The following is a 14,459-nucleotide window of genomic DNA, read 5'->3' on the forward strand; positions in this document are numbered from 1 at the left end:
AGATAGTGGCAAACGTGACTCCGTCCGCGCCGTTAGGAACAGAAGCCACCGAAGTGGGTACAGATCCCGCAGCCGTCGGGGCGACCCCCGGCGATCCTGCTGGGCGCCGCTTCCGCTTCGAGCTGGCCGCACATCCCGGCTCGCCCGCCCAGGCCAGGCGCCTGACACGGGCGAGGCTGACGGGATGGGCCGTCGGCGAGGACACCTGTGACGCCGCTGACCTGGTCGTTTCCGAGCTGGTCACCAATGCGATCGTGCACACCGCGTCCGAGTTGATCGTCTGCGAGCTGCATGACGAGGTCGAAAAGGTGCGCATAGCGGTCCGTGACGAGGGGTGCGCTCCGGGTGAGCCGCGGCCCTCGCCGCAGCGGCCCGAGGAGGAGCACGGGCGGGGACTGCTGCTGGTGGCGGCCGTGGCGAGCGCCTGGGGAGCACACGAGACGGAGCCCGGACTCCTGGTCTGGGCGGAGCTGCCGCGAGCCGAGCAGAACGCCGAAGAGGACCCCGCGCCGCCCCGCGCGCGGAACGCGGAGCCGCACGGGACACAGACACAAGACGCACAGAAGCAAGGCATGAACACGCAGGACGCACAGACGCAGGGCTCCGCGTCGCCGAGCACGGTGACGACGGGGGCCGATGCGGACGGGGGCCGTGGAACGGGGGCCGAATGGGTGTGACGACCGCACGGACACTGAGCCTCGACACACTGGTCGCACTCGAACGCAGACGGCCCCACGGGACCCGCGAGATACGCCCGCGGCGTCTTGAGGTGCCGTCCGGGATGACCGTCCCGCTCGGCTGCGACGCGGTGTCGGTACCGGCGCCCTACGCACGCCGGGTGCTGGCCCGGCTGCCCCGCGTGGGCTGTGTCTACGCGGATCCGGCGCACTGGTGGTGGATCGTCCCGTCGGACTCCGATGTGGCCCTCGACTGGCCGGCGCCCGCGCGGTACGCGACCGGGGCCCTGCTGCCGGACCCGGGCCGACCGCCCGGACTGATCCACCGGCCTGACGGGACGGTGCCGTACACGCCGCCGATCCCGCTTTATCTTGCCCTCTGCCGAGTCACGGGGACGACGCCTGCTTGGTCGCGTCCCGTGACGGCCTGACCGGCGATGCTGGGGGTGTCGCCCGGTCACCGGGTCCGACCGGCGGCCCGTGGGGGTGCCGCCGGTCGGACCGCTCTTTCCGATCACACGTCCCGATCACACATCCCCCCGATCACACGCCCTCTTCGGACACTCTGACCACGCTGCCCGGACTGTACGGTTCGGTACGGGTATGTCACCCTGATGACGGTTCCGGTCGGTCTGATCAGTCCGACGCCTCGCGGGCCCGCACGATGACCAGGAACGCGTCCGACGTGAGGTCCATGACGACCTCGGCCTGCTGACCCTCGCTGCGGCGCGCCTGCGCGAACTCCTCCGCGGGCCAGGACCCGCGAGGCCCCCCGGCCGGGAAGCGCTCCAGCACCATGCGTCTGTTCACCGGCGTACTCCTGTTCTGAACATCGGCCCACTGTTCCTTCACGGGCCGTTCAAGTAGGAGAACGCGTCAAAGGCCGTTTCGGGTCGCGATGTGACGGGACCGACACCGATTCGGTGACATTACGTTGCCGTCACCCCTCCGTAGTCGCCGTCAGTCACCGTCAGTCCTCGTATTCGTCGTGGTAGCGGACCCCGGGGCTGCCGGCGGGTGCGCCGAGCGCCGATGACCTGCCCTGGGGCTCCTCCCACTCCTCCTGGCGGCCGAGCGCGGTCAGGTCGAGGAAGGTGCTCGTGGAACCGAGGCCGTCGAGACCGCGGCCGAACGTCGAGTACGTGTGGTACGCGCGGTCGCCATGGCGCAGGAAGCAGCTCAGGCCCGGCAGTTCGAAGGGCTGCTCGCCGCTGATGTAGTAGTCGGTGCCGGAGCGCTCGTGCTGCTCCTTGGTGCGGTAGTTGTACGAGATCGGCGCGACGTCCTCGTCGAAGGAGACGTGGAAGTCGAAGTTGAAGTCACTGCCGTAGGAGGAGTACCAGGGCACCGTCCAGCCCATCCGAGCCTTGAACGGGAGGATCTTGGTGAAGGGCGCCCGGGACACGGCCGCGAACGAGGTGCCGCGGGCCCTCAGGTGCGCGAGGTGGCCGACCTGGTCGAGGAAGGACGAACAGCTACGGCAGCCGGCGTCCCACGCGGGGTCGAACATGAAGTGGTAGACGACGAGTTGGTCCCGGCCGTCGAACAGGTCGAGGAGGGTCGCCTTGCCGTCGGGGCCCTCGAACACGTACTCCTTGTCGACCTCCACCATGGGCAGCCCGCGCCGCTCCGCGTTCAGTTCGTCACGCGCGCGGGTGGCGGCCTTCTCCTTGGCCAGCAGTGCGGTGCGGGCTGCCAGCCAGTCGTCGCGCGAGACGATCTGGGGAAGTGACATCGTTCCTCCTCCGGACGGTTCGGTGGTTCTCACGGAGGTGGACCGTCCCGTCATCGGGAACTCATCGCTCGGCGCGCGGATTCTCCAGAAAACTTATCCACTCGGATGCGGGGCGTCAGAGGAGTGCCCCGGCGCGGGCCGACGGGCCCGTGCCGGGGCGGAGCGGGACGGACGGGGGCGGTCCTCGGCTCGGGTCAGCCTCGGGTCAGCCCCGGGGCAGGACCGTGGCGAGGACCTGGGGCAGCGGGTACCAGTCCGCGGAGACGATGCTCGCCTGGTTCTTGGCGAGCAGCGCCACGCGGTCGCGGGCCTGGGCCTCGGTCGGGTTGGTGCCGTCGATGGCCGGGGCCACGTTCTGGGCATCGGTCATGATGACGACGTAGTTCCGGTCGGCGTACCACTTCGTGTCGATGGAGCCGCCCGCGAAGGTCGACGCGTCGCCGTCGAAGACGACGAACCAGGGGCGGATCGACGGGTCGGTGTACCGGGTACGGGGGTCGCCGGTCGCCGCCTTGTGCACGGCGGGGAAGGCGGCGGCGGTGCCGAGGCGGCCGTTCGCCGCGAGGTCCCTCAGGTGCGTGGCGTACTCGCGGTCCGTCCACAGGGTGTCGAGCGGGTTGCTCTCCTCGACGGTGCCGGGGATCAGCTCGACGATGAACTTGCCCGCGAGCGCGGAGCGTTGGGGCCAGCCGTTCGCCTGGACGGCCTCGTCGAGCGTGGCGTGGCCCGCGGCCAGGTCGCCCGGCCGGAACAGGGCGTCGCCGAGCTTGGCGGAGAGCAGGGCGTCCAGCTCCGCGGGGCCGCGTCCGTTGTTGGCGAGGAAGCCGTCCTTCATCTCCACCTTGAGGACGATCGGCCGGTGGCCGGGGTGCGCGTCGTGCCAGCTCCTGATGTCGGAGAGGCAGCCGGTGAGGCTCTGGTTACGGGCCTTCGTCCGTAACTGGGCCGGCGTGGTGGCGTTCTCGCAGTTGTTGTCGTTGCCGAGCGGATTGCTGTGCGACACGCGCCAGCCGCTGCCGAACACATTGGTCCACACATCGAGTTCGAGCATCGCGGCACCGGAGTCCAACGCGTCAGCGAAGTACGGGTACTTGGTCTTCTCGTAGGCGTTGTGCACGCCGACACCGGTGGTGGACGAATAGGGCGACTGCGCCGGATCCACAGCCACCGCGGGCCCGCCCGCCGCGACCAGCGCCCCCACCGCCACCAAGGTCACCACGGTCCCCGCGACCCTCTTCGTACTCCCCATATTCCCCAACCCCTCTCCGTCGCTTCCGTCAACTCAAGGGAAACGTAAGGGAGTTGTGTGGCGCGAGGGAAGACGGCGGCTTACCGGGTGGAGAGTGGGCGAGGGCTGTCGTTCAGGTGGACCGCTGTCGCCGTGGTGGCGTCGACCAGGAGTTCGAGGCGAGCCGCGGTCTCGGCGGTGCCGGCCGTGTGCCGGGCGAGCACGGTGAGTTCGGCGGCGGACAGCGCGGCGGCGGCCCGTACCTGCGCGAGGGAGCGGTACGCCTCGCGGCGCAGAGCCCAACTGGCCGCGCGGTCCTCGGAGCCGCCGAGCACATGGCCGAGATAGTCGTCGGCGGCCCGCGTGGCGATGTCGAGCCGGGTCCGTACCCCGTGGCCGCGCTGACCCGGCAGCGGAAGATGGCCGACGAGCAGCACGATCGCGCACGCGAGCAGCGTCTCGCCGATCCGGCTCGCGGCGGCCTGCGGTTCCCCGCCGACCAGGACCAGGCCCAGGACGAGGACCGTGACGACGGCGGTCTGGGCGGCGAAGTGCCGGGTCGCCACGGGGATGAGGGCGCCCGCGACGGCGACGACACCGACGATCCCGTACGGCGAGGGCAGCAGCGCGGCGAGTCCGGCGAAGAGGCCCGCGCCCAGGAGGGTGCCGAGCGCGCGGCACAGGACGCGGGACGCCAGCGGCCCCAGGTCGGGTTTGACGAGGAAGACGGCGGTGGCGGGGAGCCAGTACCAGTGCGGGTGGTGCAGCGACTGGGCCACGGCCGTGGAGACGCCGAGGCAGAGGGCGACCCGTACGCCGTACTCGCGCCCGGCGGGTCCGAGCGCGCGGCGGGCGTACGTACGCAGTGCCGGGCCCGTCGGCGTGGGGGCCGCGTGGGCGGTGGTGCCCGTGTCGAAGGACTCGGCCGCGTGCAGCAGCGCGTCGTCCAGGGCGCGCAGGCCCGCCGTCGAGCGGGCGGGGGCCGGGAGCGGGCCAGGGGCCCTGCCCTCGCGGACGGCCTCGGCCAGCCGGGACGGGCCGTCCGCCGCGCGGGCGGGCAGCGGGGCCCCGCGCCAGGCGAGTGCCGTCGCCGCCTCGGCGAGCGGCAGCGCGGCGGCGTACTGCGCGCGCAGCTTCCGCTCGGCGCCGGAGTGGCGGCGGCGCAGGGGTCGCGGTCCGCGCAACGCGTCCTGCGCCTGGTCGAGCGCCGCGGTGAGCGCGACGCGCCGGGCGACGGCGTCCGCTCCCCCGGCGGCCCGGAGGAGCGCGGCGACGGCTTCGTACACGTCGGCGACGGCGGCCCGTTCGATGTCGAGACGGCGGGCGCCCGGCGACGGCAGGACGAGGCGCAGCGTAAGCAGCCAGCCGGCGCCCGCGAGGAACAACAGGGCGCGCTGTATGGGCGGTTCGGGCAGCGGCATGCCCACGCCGACGGCGGCGGCGACGAGGAGTTGCGTTCCGGCGCCGGACGCGACGGGCCCGATCGCGCTGAGGGCGCCGCCGATGAATCCGAGCCCGGCGAGCAGCGCGGTCAGTCCGAGTGTGACGGGGAGTGCGGGTCCCTCGCCGCCGCGCAGTCCGGCCGCGTAGGAGCCGATGAGCAGCCCGGTGGCGCCGGCGAGCGCGGGGACGCCGAGTCGGTGCACGGACGCGTGGCGGCTGCCCGGCCGGTCGTTGATACCGGCGAACATCGCGCCGAGCGCGGCGACGACCCCGGCCGTCGGGTGCCCGGCGAGCACGGCGAGAAGCAGCAGCGGCCCGGCGGCCAGCGCCCCGCGCACGACGGCGCTCCACGGCACGGGCCCACGCTGGGCGCGCAGGGCGTGCCCGAGCCAGGGCGGTACGGAGCGCGGGAGGACGCGGGAGAGCGGGAGGGCGAGCGAGGGCGGTCGTGGGGTGGTGCGGGCGCGCACGGGACTCCTGTCGGACGGGGCGGGGTGTGCCGTCGGACGACATCGGCCGGGCGTGCGCTGTCCACGCTACGTGGCGTTTCCGGAGGGAAAGCGGCGTGCGTGTTTCCGCGGTGTGACACTTCGCGCGACGGCGTGTGCGTTCGGTCACCTGCCGGGGGGCGCGCACCCGGATCGGCGCGCCCCGAAGTCCGTACGACCCCGCTGCTGGAAGCCCGTCCGTACGCCCCCGCCGCTGGAAGTCCCTACGCCCCGCTACTGCCGGCTGATCACCCGTGTGATGCCGGTCGCGATGGTGGTGGCGAGGATCCAGCCCATGACGATCAGGGCGTAGGAGAGCGACTGGTACCAGCCCTCCGGCGCGTACGCCTGTTCCTGGCCGAAGTCGATCACCGGCAGGAGCAGGTCCAGGGTGTAGAAGACGGGCTGGAAGTGGGGGGCCTCGCCGGGTTTGAGCGCGGGCGGGTGGTGGAGCGCGAAGACGAGCGAGCCGACGGCGAGCAGGGACGCGAGCCAGCCGGCGGCCCGTATCGGCCGGAAGCCGTAGCCGACGGTCATCTCCTGGACATGGCCCCAGATCTTCGCGTACCAGGGCAGTGTGGTCCGGTGCCGGCGCTGCTTGGCGAGCTGCACCTCGCGCACGGCGGCCTCGTCGCCGATACGGCGGTAGGCGGTGGCGAGTTGTTCGTAGGAGAACGGCACATAGCCCGCGCTGTCCCGGTCGAACACCGGCAGTCGCCGGGCGGCCGGTTCGTGCGGGGCGAGGGTGGTGTACATGAGTCCGTCGAGGCTGACCTCGCGGGGCCAGGTCTCGGGGGCGACGTGGAGGAGTTCGAGCTGGGAGCGGCGGAGGTTGACCGTGCCCCGGACGGGCGGTGACGCGCGCAGCCACATCTCGCCGCAGACCATGCTGCTGGCGCGCAGGGCCATGCCGCCCGGGTTGGTGAGCCGGGCGTAGGAGAGGTTGAGCTGGCCGGGGATGCGGGCGCCGCGCAGGTCCACCCGGCCCTCGGCGTGCAGCCGCATCGCGCGGAGGTCGGAGCCGACGGTGAGCCGTTCCGCCTGGAGGACGGTGGCGCCCGGGTGGACGAGACGGGCGTCGTCGAGGTCGACGTTTCCGGCCACCGTCGCGCCGTCCAGGCGGATTTCGCCGTACGAGACCAGTCCGCGGCCCCAGATGTCGTCCTCGCAGGCGCCTTGGTTGAACTGGAGCAAGGGTTCGCGGACGGAGTCGCCGGGCCGTGGGTCCGAGTCACCGGCGCCTCTCCGGCGGGCGTCACCCCCGTCGCCCCCGGTGTCCGGCGCCCCCAACCGCGCCCGGTCCAGGAAGAAGGCCCCGGAGATCCTGGCCCCGCCGAGCAGTACAGGACCCGCGATCCGGCACCCGGTGATCCGTAGCACGCCGTCGACCCGCAGTGTCGCGGCCCGCATCCCCGGCAGTACCGATTCGCTGAGGTTGAGCTGTCTGACCTGGGCGCCGTAGAGATTGAGTACCTCGTCGAACCGGCAGACCCACAGGCGTATCGCGCAGTCGACGGTCGCGTACTGGAGGTCGAGCCGACCGGTGACGCGGGCTCCCGAGAGGCGCAGCGCGGGTATCTCGCCGTCCGCGCGGGGGCCCGAAAGGAGCAGGGCCCGCAACACCTCGGCGCGTACGGTCCGTTCGGGGCCCCAGGCGCCGGAGACCACCGCGTCGTCCGGTTCGCCGTCCGGCCGGAAGTCGACCCCGGCGCCGCTCGGGAACGCCTCCCACAGTCGGCGTTCGGCGGGGGTCAGGTCGGTGATCTCCATCGCGGGGACTCTGTCCCGCGCCCGGACGGGGTGTCAACCCCGCACTGCGGGAAGGCTGTCAGAGGCCGAAGTCGTTCAACTGCTTCTCCCTCGCGGGATGTTCGATTGCTGGGCCCTGTTGTCCGCTGAGCCCGACACCATCACAATGCGCATGACAACAGCACCACTCCACAGGAGTCCCACGCGACTCCGCACCGGAGAGGAACCCCCCACATGAAGACACCCCTCGTCGGCGCGCTCACTGCGCTTCTGCTCCTCGGAGCGGGGGCCGCGCCCGTGGCCGCCGCGAGCCAGGCACCGGCGGCACCCCGGACGGAGGCCCCCACCCGCGTCCAGACGGACGCCGGTATCCAGAAGGGCGCCCGCGTCCAGGCCGTCAACTTCGCCGGAACCGTCGCGCTCAGCAACTGTTCCGGCTCGGTCGTGCGGATGCCCGACTCGCTGCCGACGGACCCCGCGCTCGTCATGTCCAACGGCCACTGCCTGGAGACCGGTTTCCCGGCCGCGGGCCAGGTCATCGTCGACCGGGCGTCGAGCAGGACCTTCGGGCTGCTCAACTCGGCCGGGACCCAGGTCGGTACCCTGCGCGCCAGCAAGATCGCGTACGGCACGATGACCGACACCGATGTTTCGCTGTACCAGCTGACCAGCACGTATCAGCAGATCCAGACCTCCTACGGCATCGCGGCCCTGGAACTCTCGGACCAGCACCCGACGCAGGGCACCGCGATCAGCGTGGTCTCGGGCTACTGGAAGCGGATCTACAACTGCAACATCGACGGCTTCGCCTACCGCCTCAAGGAGGGCTCCTGGACCTGGAAGGACTCGGTCCGCTACACCTCGGCCTGCCAGACGATCGGCGGTACGTCGGGCTCGCCCGTCGTGGACCAAGCCACCGGAAAGGTCGTCGCGGTCAACAACACCGGCAACGAGAACGGCGGTCGCTGCACCGACAACAACCCCTGTGAGGTCGACCAGAACGGCACCGTCACCGTGCGCCAGGGCATCAACTACGGCCAGCAGACGTACGGGATTCCCGCGTGCGTCGGCGCGGCAAGCAAGATCGACCTGAACGCGCCGGGGTGCACCTTGCCCAAGCCGTAGCGGCACGCGGCGGCCGGACCGGTGCGGTCCATCACGTACGGGGCTCCGGTCCGGCCGCCTTGTCGAACAGCACCTCGGCCGCCGTGACGCCCCGCACCAGGGACTCCGGGTCGTCGGCGCTCAGCTCCGCGATGATCGCGTCGACGCCCCGCAGTCCGGCCCGCTCCAGGAGCCGCTTCTCGTTGGTGACCCACTCGCCGCGCGCCGCCAGCACTCCGTGCGCCGCCTCCATCGCGGAGGTGGCAAGCGCGCCGGCGAGTTCGGTCAGGCGGCCCGCCGTGACGTGGTTGCCCTTGGCGTACGCGAGGGTGATGCGGGCCCGGCCGTGCCAGTGCTCGGGCGCGGTGCGGCGTAGCGCCTCGGGGTAGCCGGGGCGGGGCAGTTCGCCGCGCAGCACCCGGTTGACGGCCAGTTCGGCGACCACCAAGTAGCTGGGGATTCCCGCGAGATGGAACATCAGCGGCTCCCAGTGGAACCGGCCTTCCGCCGCTTCCCGACACTCGTGCTCCACGACGTCGAGGTCCCGGTAGTGCACGTCGACGCGGCGCCCGTCGATCGTCAGCCAGGCCCCGCCGTTGAACACGCCCCCACCCCACCCGCCGACGTCGGACGCCTCGCCCTCCCAGCCGAGTGTGCGGCACAGGGCCCGCAGGTCGTCCGGGTCGAAAGCGCCCCGGTAGTACACGGCGAGGTCCCAGTCGCTGTCGGGCCGTTCGGTGCCCTGCGCCCGGGAGCCCCCGAGGGCGACGGCGAGAACGGTCGGCAGTCCGGCGAGCCGGTCGGCGACCAGGTCGAGGAACGTGTCATCGGTGAAAGTGGCAGTACGCATCAGGCCGTTGACGCTAGCAAACACGCCCCGACGCGAGAAAGAACGGTACGGCGAGGAACAGCCGACGGTCACGGGCCCGCGCCTCCTGCTCGGCCAGCCAGGCGGTGACGTCGTCGGGCGGTACGGGACCGGAGTCCCCGGTGGGTGCGGCGAGCGCCCTCAACAGCCCGAGCGCGAAGACAGGTTCGGGTTCGCTGAGGACAAGGGTCCTGGCCCCAACCGCGACATCCGCGAAGCCCGCGTCGACGAGCAGCGCGCGGAACCGCCGGGCGGCCGTGGGAGCGGGCACCCGGTCGGCGCGGGCCCGGACCAGGGCGCGGGTCACCTCGGGCCGGTCGGAGTCGATGACCAGGGCCTCCCAGTCCTGCCCGACGAGCACGACCCGTCCACCGGGACGCACCACGCGACGCATCTCGGCCACCGCCCGTGCCGGATCGGCGAGTTCGTGCAGCACCTTGTCGGCACGGCACGCGTGGAAAGTGCCGTCGGGGAACGGCAGGTCCTCCGCGTCGCCGACCCGGAGATCGGCGCCCGGGATCCGGTGCCGCGCCGACTCCAGAGCGCCCGGCTCGTGGTCGACCCCGACGGCACGCACTCCACGGTCGAGCAGTTCGGCCACGGCGAGTCCGGTACCGCAGCCGACGTCGAGGACGCGGTCGCCGGGTGCGGCGCGCAGCAACTCGTATGAGGCATGGCGCAGTTCGGTGGCTTCGGGCAGCCGCTCGAAGGAGTCGAGGCGGGCGAACATCGGTACGGGTCCGGCATTGTCCATACGGCCAGGCTGCGACTTAATGTCGACATGAAGTCAAGCGGTCCGGTTCCGCCCTCGGAGACCCTGTCCATCGGCGCGCTCGCGGAGCATTTCGGTCTGGCCACGCACGTCCTGCGGCACTGGGAGTCCATGGGCCTCCTGGAACCGGCGCGGGACGGCGCGGGGCGACGGCGTTACGGTCCCGACGACCGGCGCCGTATCGCCGTCGTACTCCGCGCCAAGGAGGCGGGCCTGTCCCTGGACGCGATCCGGACGATGCTGCACGCGGATCCGCACGAGCGCCGGGCCGCGCTGCGCACCACGGCCGCCGATCTGCGCGCCCGGCTCACGGCGACGCGGACCTCCCTCGACCTGGTGGAACACGCCCTGACCTGCGCGCACGAGGACATCACGGAGTGCCCAACGTATCGGCGATGGGTGGCGGGGGCCGAGGGGAGCTGAGGTCGACCACAGGTGAGCCGTCAGGTCGACCGGGTCGGATCGCCCGAGTCAGATCACCCGGGTCAAGTCGCCCGGGTCAGGTCGCCCGGGTCCGTGTTCGCCCCGCACAGCACCACGCACACCCGCTCCCCGTCGGCGGGCGTGTACGCACCGGTCCGTATCGCCGCGAGCGCGGTGGACGCGGCGTGTTCGACGGCCAGTTTCCGCTGGTCCCACAGGTCTTGACGGGCCGTCACGATGGCGCTGTCGGGGACCAGGACCGAGACGCAGTCCGTCCGCAGAGCCCAGTCGAGCGCGGCTGCCGAGGCCCGCCGGGCGCCGAGCGAGTCCGCGGCGACGGAGTCGACCGGGACGTCGACCGGCCGGCCGGCCTCGATCGACGCGTTCAGGGCGCGGGAGTGCTCCGGTTCGACCGCGACGACCCGTACCCCGTACTCATGGGCCGCCGCCGCGACTCCGGCGAACAGTCCGCCGCCGCCGACCGCGACGACCACCGTGTCCAGGGTGGGCAGCGCCGAGTGGATCTCCTCCAGGAGGGTGCCGGCGCCGGCGGCGATCAGCGGGTTGTCGTAGGCGTGGGACAGGATCGCGCCGCTGTCGGCCGCGTATCGCCGTGACGCTTCCAGGGCCGTCGCGTACTCGGTGCCCACCTGGTGGATGTCGGCGCCGAGGCTCCGCAGCTTGGCGACCTTCACGGCCGGGGCGTTCTCGGGCAGGAACACGGTGGCGTCGACCCCGCGCCGGCGGGCCGCCCAGGCGCAGGCGAGGCCCGCGTTGCCGCCGGACGCGATGACCACTCCGGCGTCGGGCATGTCACCGGCCTCGACGTGCGCCGCCGTGAAGTTGGCGGCGCCACGTGCCTTGAACGAACCGGTGTGCTGAGTGAACTCGTAGGCGAACCAGCCGTCCGCCGCGCCGAGTTCACCGGCGTCGGCCGCGACGACAGTGACCGGGCGGGTGAGTCCGGCGATCCGTCCGGTCGCGGCTTTGACGTCGGCGTAGCTGATCACGGGGTCGCCGGCCGGGGTGTTCGGGGTGGTCATGACCTCATCGTAAGCAGAGGGGGCGGGCGGTACGGCGGGGGGCGGTACGGCGGGGGGGGGCGGCGCGGCGGTGAGCGGCGCGGGGAAATTGGGATGCGGCGCTGCGGGGTCTCCGCGCATGATCGCGGGAGTTCCCCCCCGAGACCCACCGAGATCCCCTGAGATCCTCCGGAATCCGCACCCATACGCCCATATCTGTCCGCATCTGTCCGTGGAGCCGCCGTCGTGATCCGCCGTACCACCGTCCCGTCCCTCTTCGCCCCGCCCATGTACGCGCACGCCTCCGTGGTCGAGGCGGGTACCCGTATCGCCTTCCTCGCGGGATCCGTGCCGCTCGACGCCGAAGGGAGGCTCGTCGGCGAGGGCGATCCGGTGCGGCAGGCCGAGCAGGTGATCGCCAACCTCACGGAGCAGTTGCGCGCGGTGGGCAGCGACCTCGCGCACGTGGCGTACACGGACGTCTATGTCGTCTCGGACGAGCCGGGCCGGCTGGCCGCCGTGTGGGAGGTGGTGCAGGCGAGTGGCCTGAGCACGGGCCCGCACTCCTCGACGCTGCTCGGCGTAGCGTGCCTCGGCTACCCGGGCCAGCTCGTGGAGATCACCGCCACGGCCGTCGTCCTGTGATCACCCTGCGGCGCGCGGAGGCCGCCGACGCCACGGCCACCGCCCATGTCATGCTGCGCTCCTTCAGGGCGGCGCTACCGACCGTCGTCCGTCCCCGTACCGACGACGAGGTGCTCTGGTACTTCCGCGAGGTGGTGGTGCCGCTACAGGACACCTGGGTCGCGGTCATGGACGGCGAGATCGTGGGCGTGCTCGCCCTGGACGGCCGGGAGCTGTCCCAGCTCTACCTGGCACCGGAATGGCGCGGCCACGGCATCGGTGACCGCTTCATGGCCGTCGCGAAGGCCCACAGTCCGACCGGACTCTCCCTGTGGACCTTCCAGGTGAACACCCCGGCCCACCGCTTCTACGAACGCCACGGCTTCACCCCCACGGCCCGCACGGACGGCTCCCGCAACGAGGAAAGGGAACCGGACATCCAGTACGAATGGCTCCCGCCGCGCTGAGAGACACCCCGGACGAAGCCTGAGGCCAAGGCACCGGGTCAGCGGGCCGCGGGCCGATACTTGTTGGTCGCCCGCACCAGTTCCGCCCCCACCCCCGGTGCCCCCGCGTCATGCCCCACCTCGTCCACGATGACCAACTCGCTGTCGGGCCACGCCTGATGCAGGCGCCAGACCGTGCCGAGCAGGTTTCCGAAGTCGAGGCTGCCCTGGACCAGCGTTCCCGGAATCCCGGCGAGCAGCGGCGCATCGCGCAGGACGACGCCGTCCTCGCCGAGCAAGTGGTCGTGGGCGAAGTAGTGCGCGACCGTCCGGGCGAACCCGGCGCGGAACACGGCGTCCTCGTACCGGGGGACCGAGCGTGGCGGCGCCGGCACGATCGCCGTCTCCCAGTCGGTCCACGCCCGCGCGGCCCGCGCCCGTACCTCCGGATCGGGCGACGCGAGCAGCCGGTCGTAGGCCACGGCCAGGTCCCCGTCCCGCTCACCGACCGGCACCTCGTCCCGGAAGCGTGCGAACGCCTCGGGAAAGATCTGCCCCAGCCCCCTTGTGAGCAGGGCGACTTCGGCCCGTGAACCGGTCGCGATGCCGGTGAGGACCAGCTCCGAGACAACACCGGGGACCGTCTGCGCGTACCGCAGCCCGAGCACCGAACCCCACGACCCGCCCCAGACCAACCACCGTTCGATCCCGAGCCGTTCACGCAACAGCTCCAGGTCGGCGATCAGACGCGGGGTCGTGTTGACGCTCATGTCGGTCCCGTACGCGCTCGCGTGCGGCGTCGAACGCCCGCAGCCGCGCTGGTCGAGCAGCACGATCCGGTACGCCTCCGGATCGAACCACCGGCGGAAGCCGGGCGTGCACCCCGACCCGGGTCCGCCGTGCAGGACGACGGCGGGCTTGCCGCGCGGGTTGCCGCAGACCTCCCAGTACACACGGTTGCCGTCGCCGACGTCGAGCATCCCGTGCTCGTACGGTTCGATCTCGGGGTAAAGGCTCATCTCGGCACTCTACGGGCGCGGTTCAACGCCTCGGACGGACGCCCGTACGGCGGGATCCCCGCCACGCCCGCGGCCTCGCGCAGCACGTCCCGCAGCATCGCCGGGGTGAGCCGGCCGGTGAAGGTGTTGTGCTGGCTGACGTGGTAGCAACCGAACACCTCCAGCGCCCCGCCTCCATCCGCGCCCCGCTCCAGCGTCACCCGCGCGCCGTGCGCGAACGCCGGCCGGGGCCGGGGCACCGTCCACCCGGCCGCCTCGAACGCGGGCAGCGCCGCCTGCCAGCCGAACGCCCCGAGCACGACCGCCGCCCGCAACTCGGGCCGCAACAGCTCCAGTTCCCGTACCAGCCAGGGGCGGCAGGTGTCCCGTTCCTGCGGGGTCGGCTTGTTGGCGGGCGGGGCGCAGTGGACGGGCGAGGTGATACGGACACCGCGCAGCGTCAGCCCGTCGTCGGCCGAGACGGCGTCGGGGCGTGAGGCGAGCCCGAGATCGTGCAGCGCCGCGAACAGCACATCGCCGGAACGGTCGCCGGTGAACATCCGGCCGGTCCTGTTGCCGCCGTGCGCGGCGGGCGCGAGCCCGACGATCAGCAGCGAGGCGTCCGGCGGCCCGAACCCGGGCACGGGCCGCGCCCAGTACGTCCAGTCCCGGAAGGCGGCCCGCTTGGTACGGCCCACCTCCTCACGCCAGGCGACGAGGCGGGGGCAGGCCGCGCAGTCCGAGATCCGGGCATCGAGGTCGACCAGCGACCCCAGATCTCCATCGTCTCCGCCCACCGGCGTGTCCATGCGTCCACGGTAGGTCAGGGGCCGCATCCGGGGTGGTCCGGCCGGGCGAAATATGCCCGGACAACGGACACAG

General features: G+C 72.2%; 16 protein-coding genes. 6 read left to right on the top strand and 10 right to left on the bottom strand.

Translation table 11 applies throughout. From position 1 onward, the window contains the following. Nucleotides 1-5 precede the first annotated feature (5 nt). Nucleotides 6-677, top strand: a complete 672-nt coding sequence (locus ACFVT5_RS23725) for an ATP-binding protein (RefSeq protein WP_389891358.1) — start codon at nt 6-8, stop codon at nt 675-677. Continuing rightward, on the top strand, nt 668-1,108 hold the full coding sequence (locus ACFVT5_RS23730) for a hypothetical protein (RefSeq protein WP_389891360.1): 441 nt from the start codon (nt 668-670) through the stop codon (nt 1,106-1,108). The genes ACFVT5_RS23725 and ACFVT5_RS23730 overlap by 10 nt, the downstream gene beginning before the upstream one ends. Nucleotides 1,109-1,313: 205 nt before the next feature. Here ACFVT5_RS23730 and ACFVT5_RS23735 read toward each other — a convergent pair whose 3' ends face one another. The 5 genes from ACFVT5_RS23735 to ACFVT5_RS23755 form a co-directional block, all read right to left on the bottom strand. Continuing rightward, entirely contained in the window at nt 1,314-1,487 is a 174-nt protein-coding gene (locus tag ACFVT5_RS23735; RefSeq protein WP_389891363.1) for a hypothetical protein, read from the bottom strand. 160 nt (nt 1,488-1,647) lie between these two features. After that, the gene (locus tag ACFVT5_RS23740; protein WP_389891366.1) at nt 1,648-2,412 is read right to left on the bottom strand and encodes a DUF899 domain-containing protein; all 765 of its coding nucleotides are present in this window, start codon (nt 2,410-2,412) and stop codon (nt 1,648-1,650) included. Between the two features lie 205 nt (nt 2,413-2,617). Beyond that, a complete protein-coding gene (locus tag ACFVT5_RS23745) occupies nt 2,618-3,661 on the bottom strand; it encodes a phosphatidylinositol-specific phospholipase C domain-containing protein (RefSeq protein WP_389891369.1) in 1,044 nt (347 codons plus the stop codon). Nucleotides 3,662-3,741: 80 nt separating this feature from the next. Beyond that, nucleotides 3,742-5,553, bottom strand: coding sequence for an FUSC family protein (locus ACFVT5_RS23750; protein WP_389891372.1), 1,812 nt, complete (start codon nt 5,551-5,553; stop codon nt 3,742-3,744). Nucleotides 5,554-5,805: 252 nt separating this feature from the next. Further along, on the bottom strand, nt 5,806-7,341 hold the full coding sequence (locus ACFVT5_RS23755; protein ID WP_389891375.1) for a membrane-associated oxidoreductase: 1,536 nt from the start codon (nt 7,339-7,341) through the stop codon (nt 5,806-5,808). Between the two features lie 213 nt (nt 7,342-7,554). Between ACFVT5_RS23755 and ACFVT5_RS23760 the strand changes: the two genes are divergently transcribed. Next, nucleotides 7,555-8,445: a serine protease gene (locus ACFVT5_RS23760; RefSeq protein ID WP_389891378.1), complete on the top strand. Its 891-nt coding sequence runs from the start codon at nt 7,555-7,557 to the stop codon at nt 8,443-8,445. 31 nt (nt 8,446-8,476) lie between these two features. Here ACFVT5_RS23760 and ACFVT5_RS23765 read toward each other — a convergent pair whose 3' ends face one another. Continuing rightward, nucleotides 8,477-9,274, bottom strand: coding sequence for a nucleotidyltransferase domain-containing protein (locus tag ACFVT5_RS23765; RefSeq protein ID WP_389891381.1), 798 nt, complete (start codon nt 9,272-9,274; stop codon nt 8,477-8,479). Between the two features lie 13 nt (nt 9,275-9,287). Continuing rightward, nucleotides 9,288-10,046 (bottom strand): methyltransferase domain-containing protein, encoded by a 759-nt coding sequence (locus ACFVT5_RS23770; RefSeq protein ID WP_389891384.1) that lies wholly within the window; start codon nt 10,044-10,046, stop codon nt 9,288-9,290. Nucleotides 10,047-10,073: 27 nt separating this feature from the next. On the opposite strand from ACFVT5_RS23770, the gene ACFVT5_RS23775 reads away from it, so the two are divergent. Beyond that, a complete protein-coding gene (locus tag ACFVT5_RS23775) occupies nt 10,074-10,487 on the top strand; it encodes a MerR family transcriptional regulator (protein ID WP_389891387.1) in 414 nt (137 codons plus the stop codon). A 62-nt stretch (nt 10,488-10,549) separates the two neighbouring features. On the opposite strand, the gene ACFVT5_RS23780 is transcribed toward ACFVT5_RS23775, so the two are convergent. Then, on the bottom strand, nt 10,550-11,530 hold the full coding sequence (locus ACFVT5_RS23780; protein WP_389891389.1) for a threonine/serine dehydratase: 981 nt from the start codon (nt 11,528-11,530) through the stop codon (nt 10,550-10,552). Between the two features lie 225 nt (nt 11,531-11,755). Here ACFVT5_RS23780 and ACFVT5_RS23785 point away from each other — a divergent pair, with 225 nt between their 5' ends. After that, nucleotides 11,756-12,154 (top strand): RidA family protein, encoded by a 399-nt coding sequence (locus ACFVT5_RS23785; protein WP_389891392.1) that lies wholly within the window; start codon nt 11,756-11,758, stop codon nt 12,152-12,154. A gap of 50 nt (nt 12,155-12,204) precedes the next feature. After that, the gene (locus ACFVT5_RS23790; protein WP_389891936.1) at nt 12,205-12,600 is read left to right on the top strand and encodes a GNAT family N-acetyltransferase; all 396 of its coding nucleotides are present in this window, start codon (nt 12,205-12,207) and stop codon (nt 12,598-12,600) included. A 38-nt stretch (nt 12,601-12,638) separates the two neighbouring features. Here the strand turns inward: ACFVT5_RS23790 and pip are convergent, their stop codons facing one another. Further along, complete coding sequence (gene pip / locus ACFVT5_RS23795) at nt 12,639-13,598, bottom strand: prolyl aminopeptidase (RefSeq protein ID WP_389891395.1); 960 nt, start codon at nt 13,596-13,598, stop codon at nt 12,639-12,641. Continuing rightward, complete coding sequence (locus ACFVT5_RS23800; RefSeq protein WP_389891398.1) at nt 13,595-14,386, bottom strand: uracil-DNA glycosylase; 792 nt, start codon at nt 14,384-14,386, stop codon at nt 13,595-13,597. Before ACFVT5_RS23800 ends, pip begins: the two co-directional genes overlap by 4 nt. Nucleotides 14,387-14,459: the final 73 nt, after the last annotated feature.

Origin of the sequence: Streptomyces sp. NPDC058001, assembly GCF_042886315.1 — a bacterium.
In the GTDB taxonomy this organism is placed as follows: Bacteria; Actinomycetota; Actinomycetes; order Streptomycetales; family Streptomycetaceae; genus Streptomyces.

Coding starts and splice junctions, on each gene's coding strand:
- ACFVT5_RS23730 (WP_389891360.1), top strand. CDS start 668: ATGGGTGTGACGACCGCACGGACACTGAGCCTCGACACACTGGTCGCA.
- ACFVT5_RS23740 (WP_389891366.1), bottom strand. CDS start 2,412: ATGTCACTTCCCCAGATCGTCTCGCGCGACGACTGGCTGGCAGCCCGC.
- ACFVT5_RS23745 (WP_389891369.1), bottom strand. CDS start 3,661: ATGGGGAGTACGAAGAGGGTCGCGGGGACCGTGGTGACCTTGGTGGCG.
- ACFVT5_RS23755 (WP_389891375.1), bottom strand. CDS start 7,341: ATGGAGATCACCGACCTGACCCCCGCCGAACGCCGACTGTGGGAGGCG.
- ACFVT5_RS23760 (WP_389891378.1), top strand. CDS start 7,555: ATGAAGACACCCCTCGTCGGCGCGCTCACTGCGCTTCTGCTCCTCGGA.
- ACFVT5_RS23765 (WP_389891381.1), bottom strand. CDS start 9,274: ATGCGTACTGCCACTTTCACCGATGACACGTTCCTCGACCTGGTCGCC.
- ACFVT5_RS23770 (WP_389891384.1), bottom strand. CDS start 10,046: ATGGACAATGCCGGACCCGTACCGATGTTCGCCCGCCTCGACTCCTTC.
- ACFVT5_RS23775 (WP_389891387.1), top strand. CDS start 10,074: ATGAAGTCAAGCGGTCCGGTTCCGCCCTCGGAGACCCTGTCCATCGGC.
- ACFVT5_RS23780 (WP_389891389.1), bottom strand. CDS start 11,530: ATGACCACCCCGAACACCCCGGCCGGCGACCCCGTGATCAGCTACGCC.
- ACFVT5_RS23790 (WP_389891936.1), top strand. CDS start 12,205: ATGCTGCGCTCCTTCAGGGCGGCGCTACCGACCGTCGTCCGTCCCCGT.
- pip (WP_389891395.1), bottom strand. CDS start 13,598: ATGAGCCTTTACCCCGAGATCGAACCGTACGAGCACGGGATGCTCGAC.
- ACFVT5_RS23800 (WP_389891398.1), bottom strand. CDS start 14,386: ATGGACACGCCGGTGGGCGGAGACGATGGAGATCTGGGGTCGCTGGTC.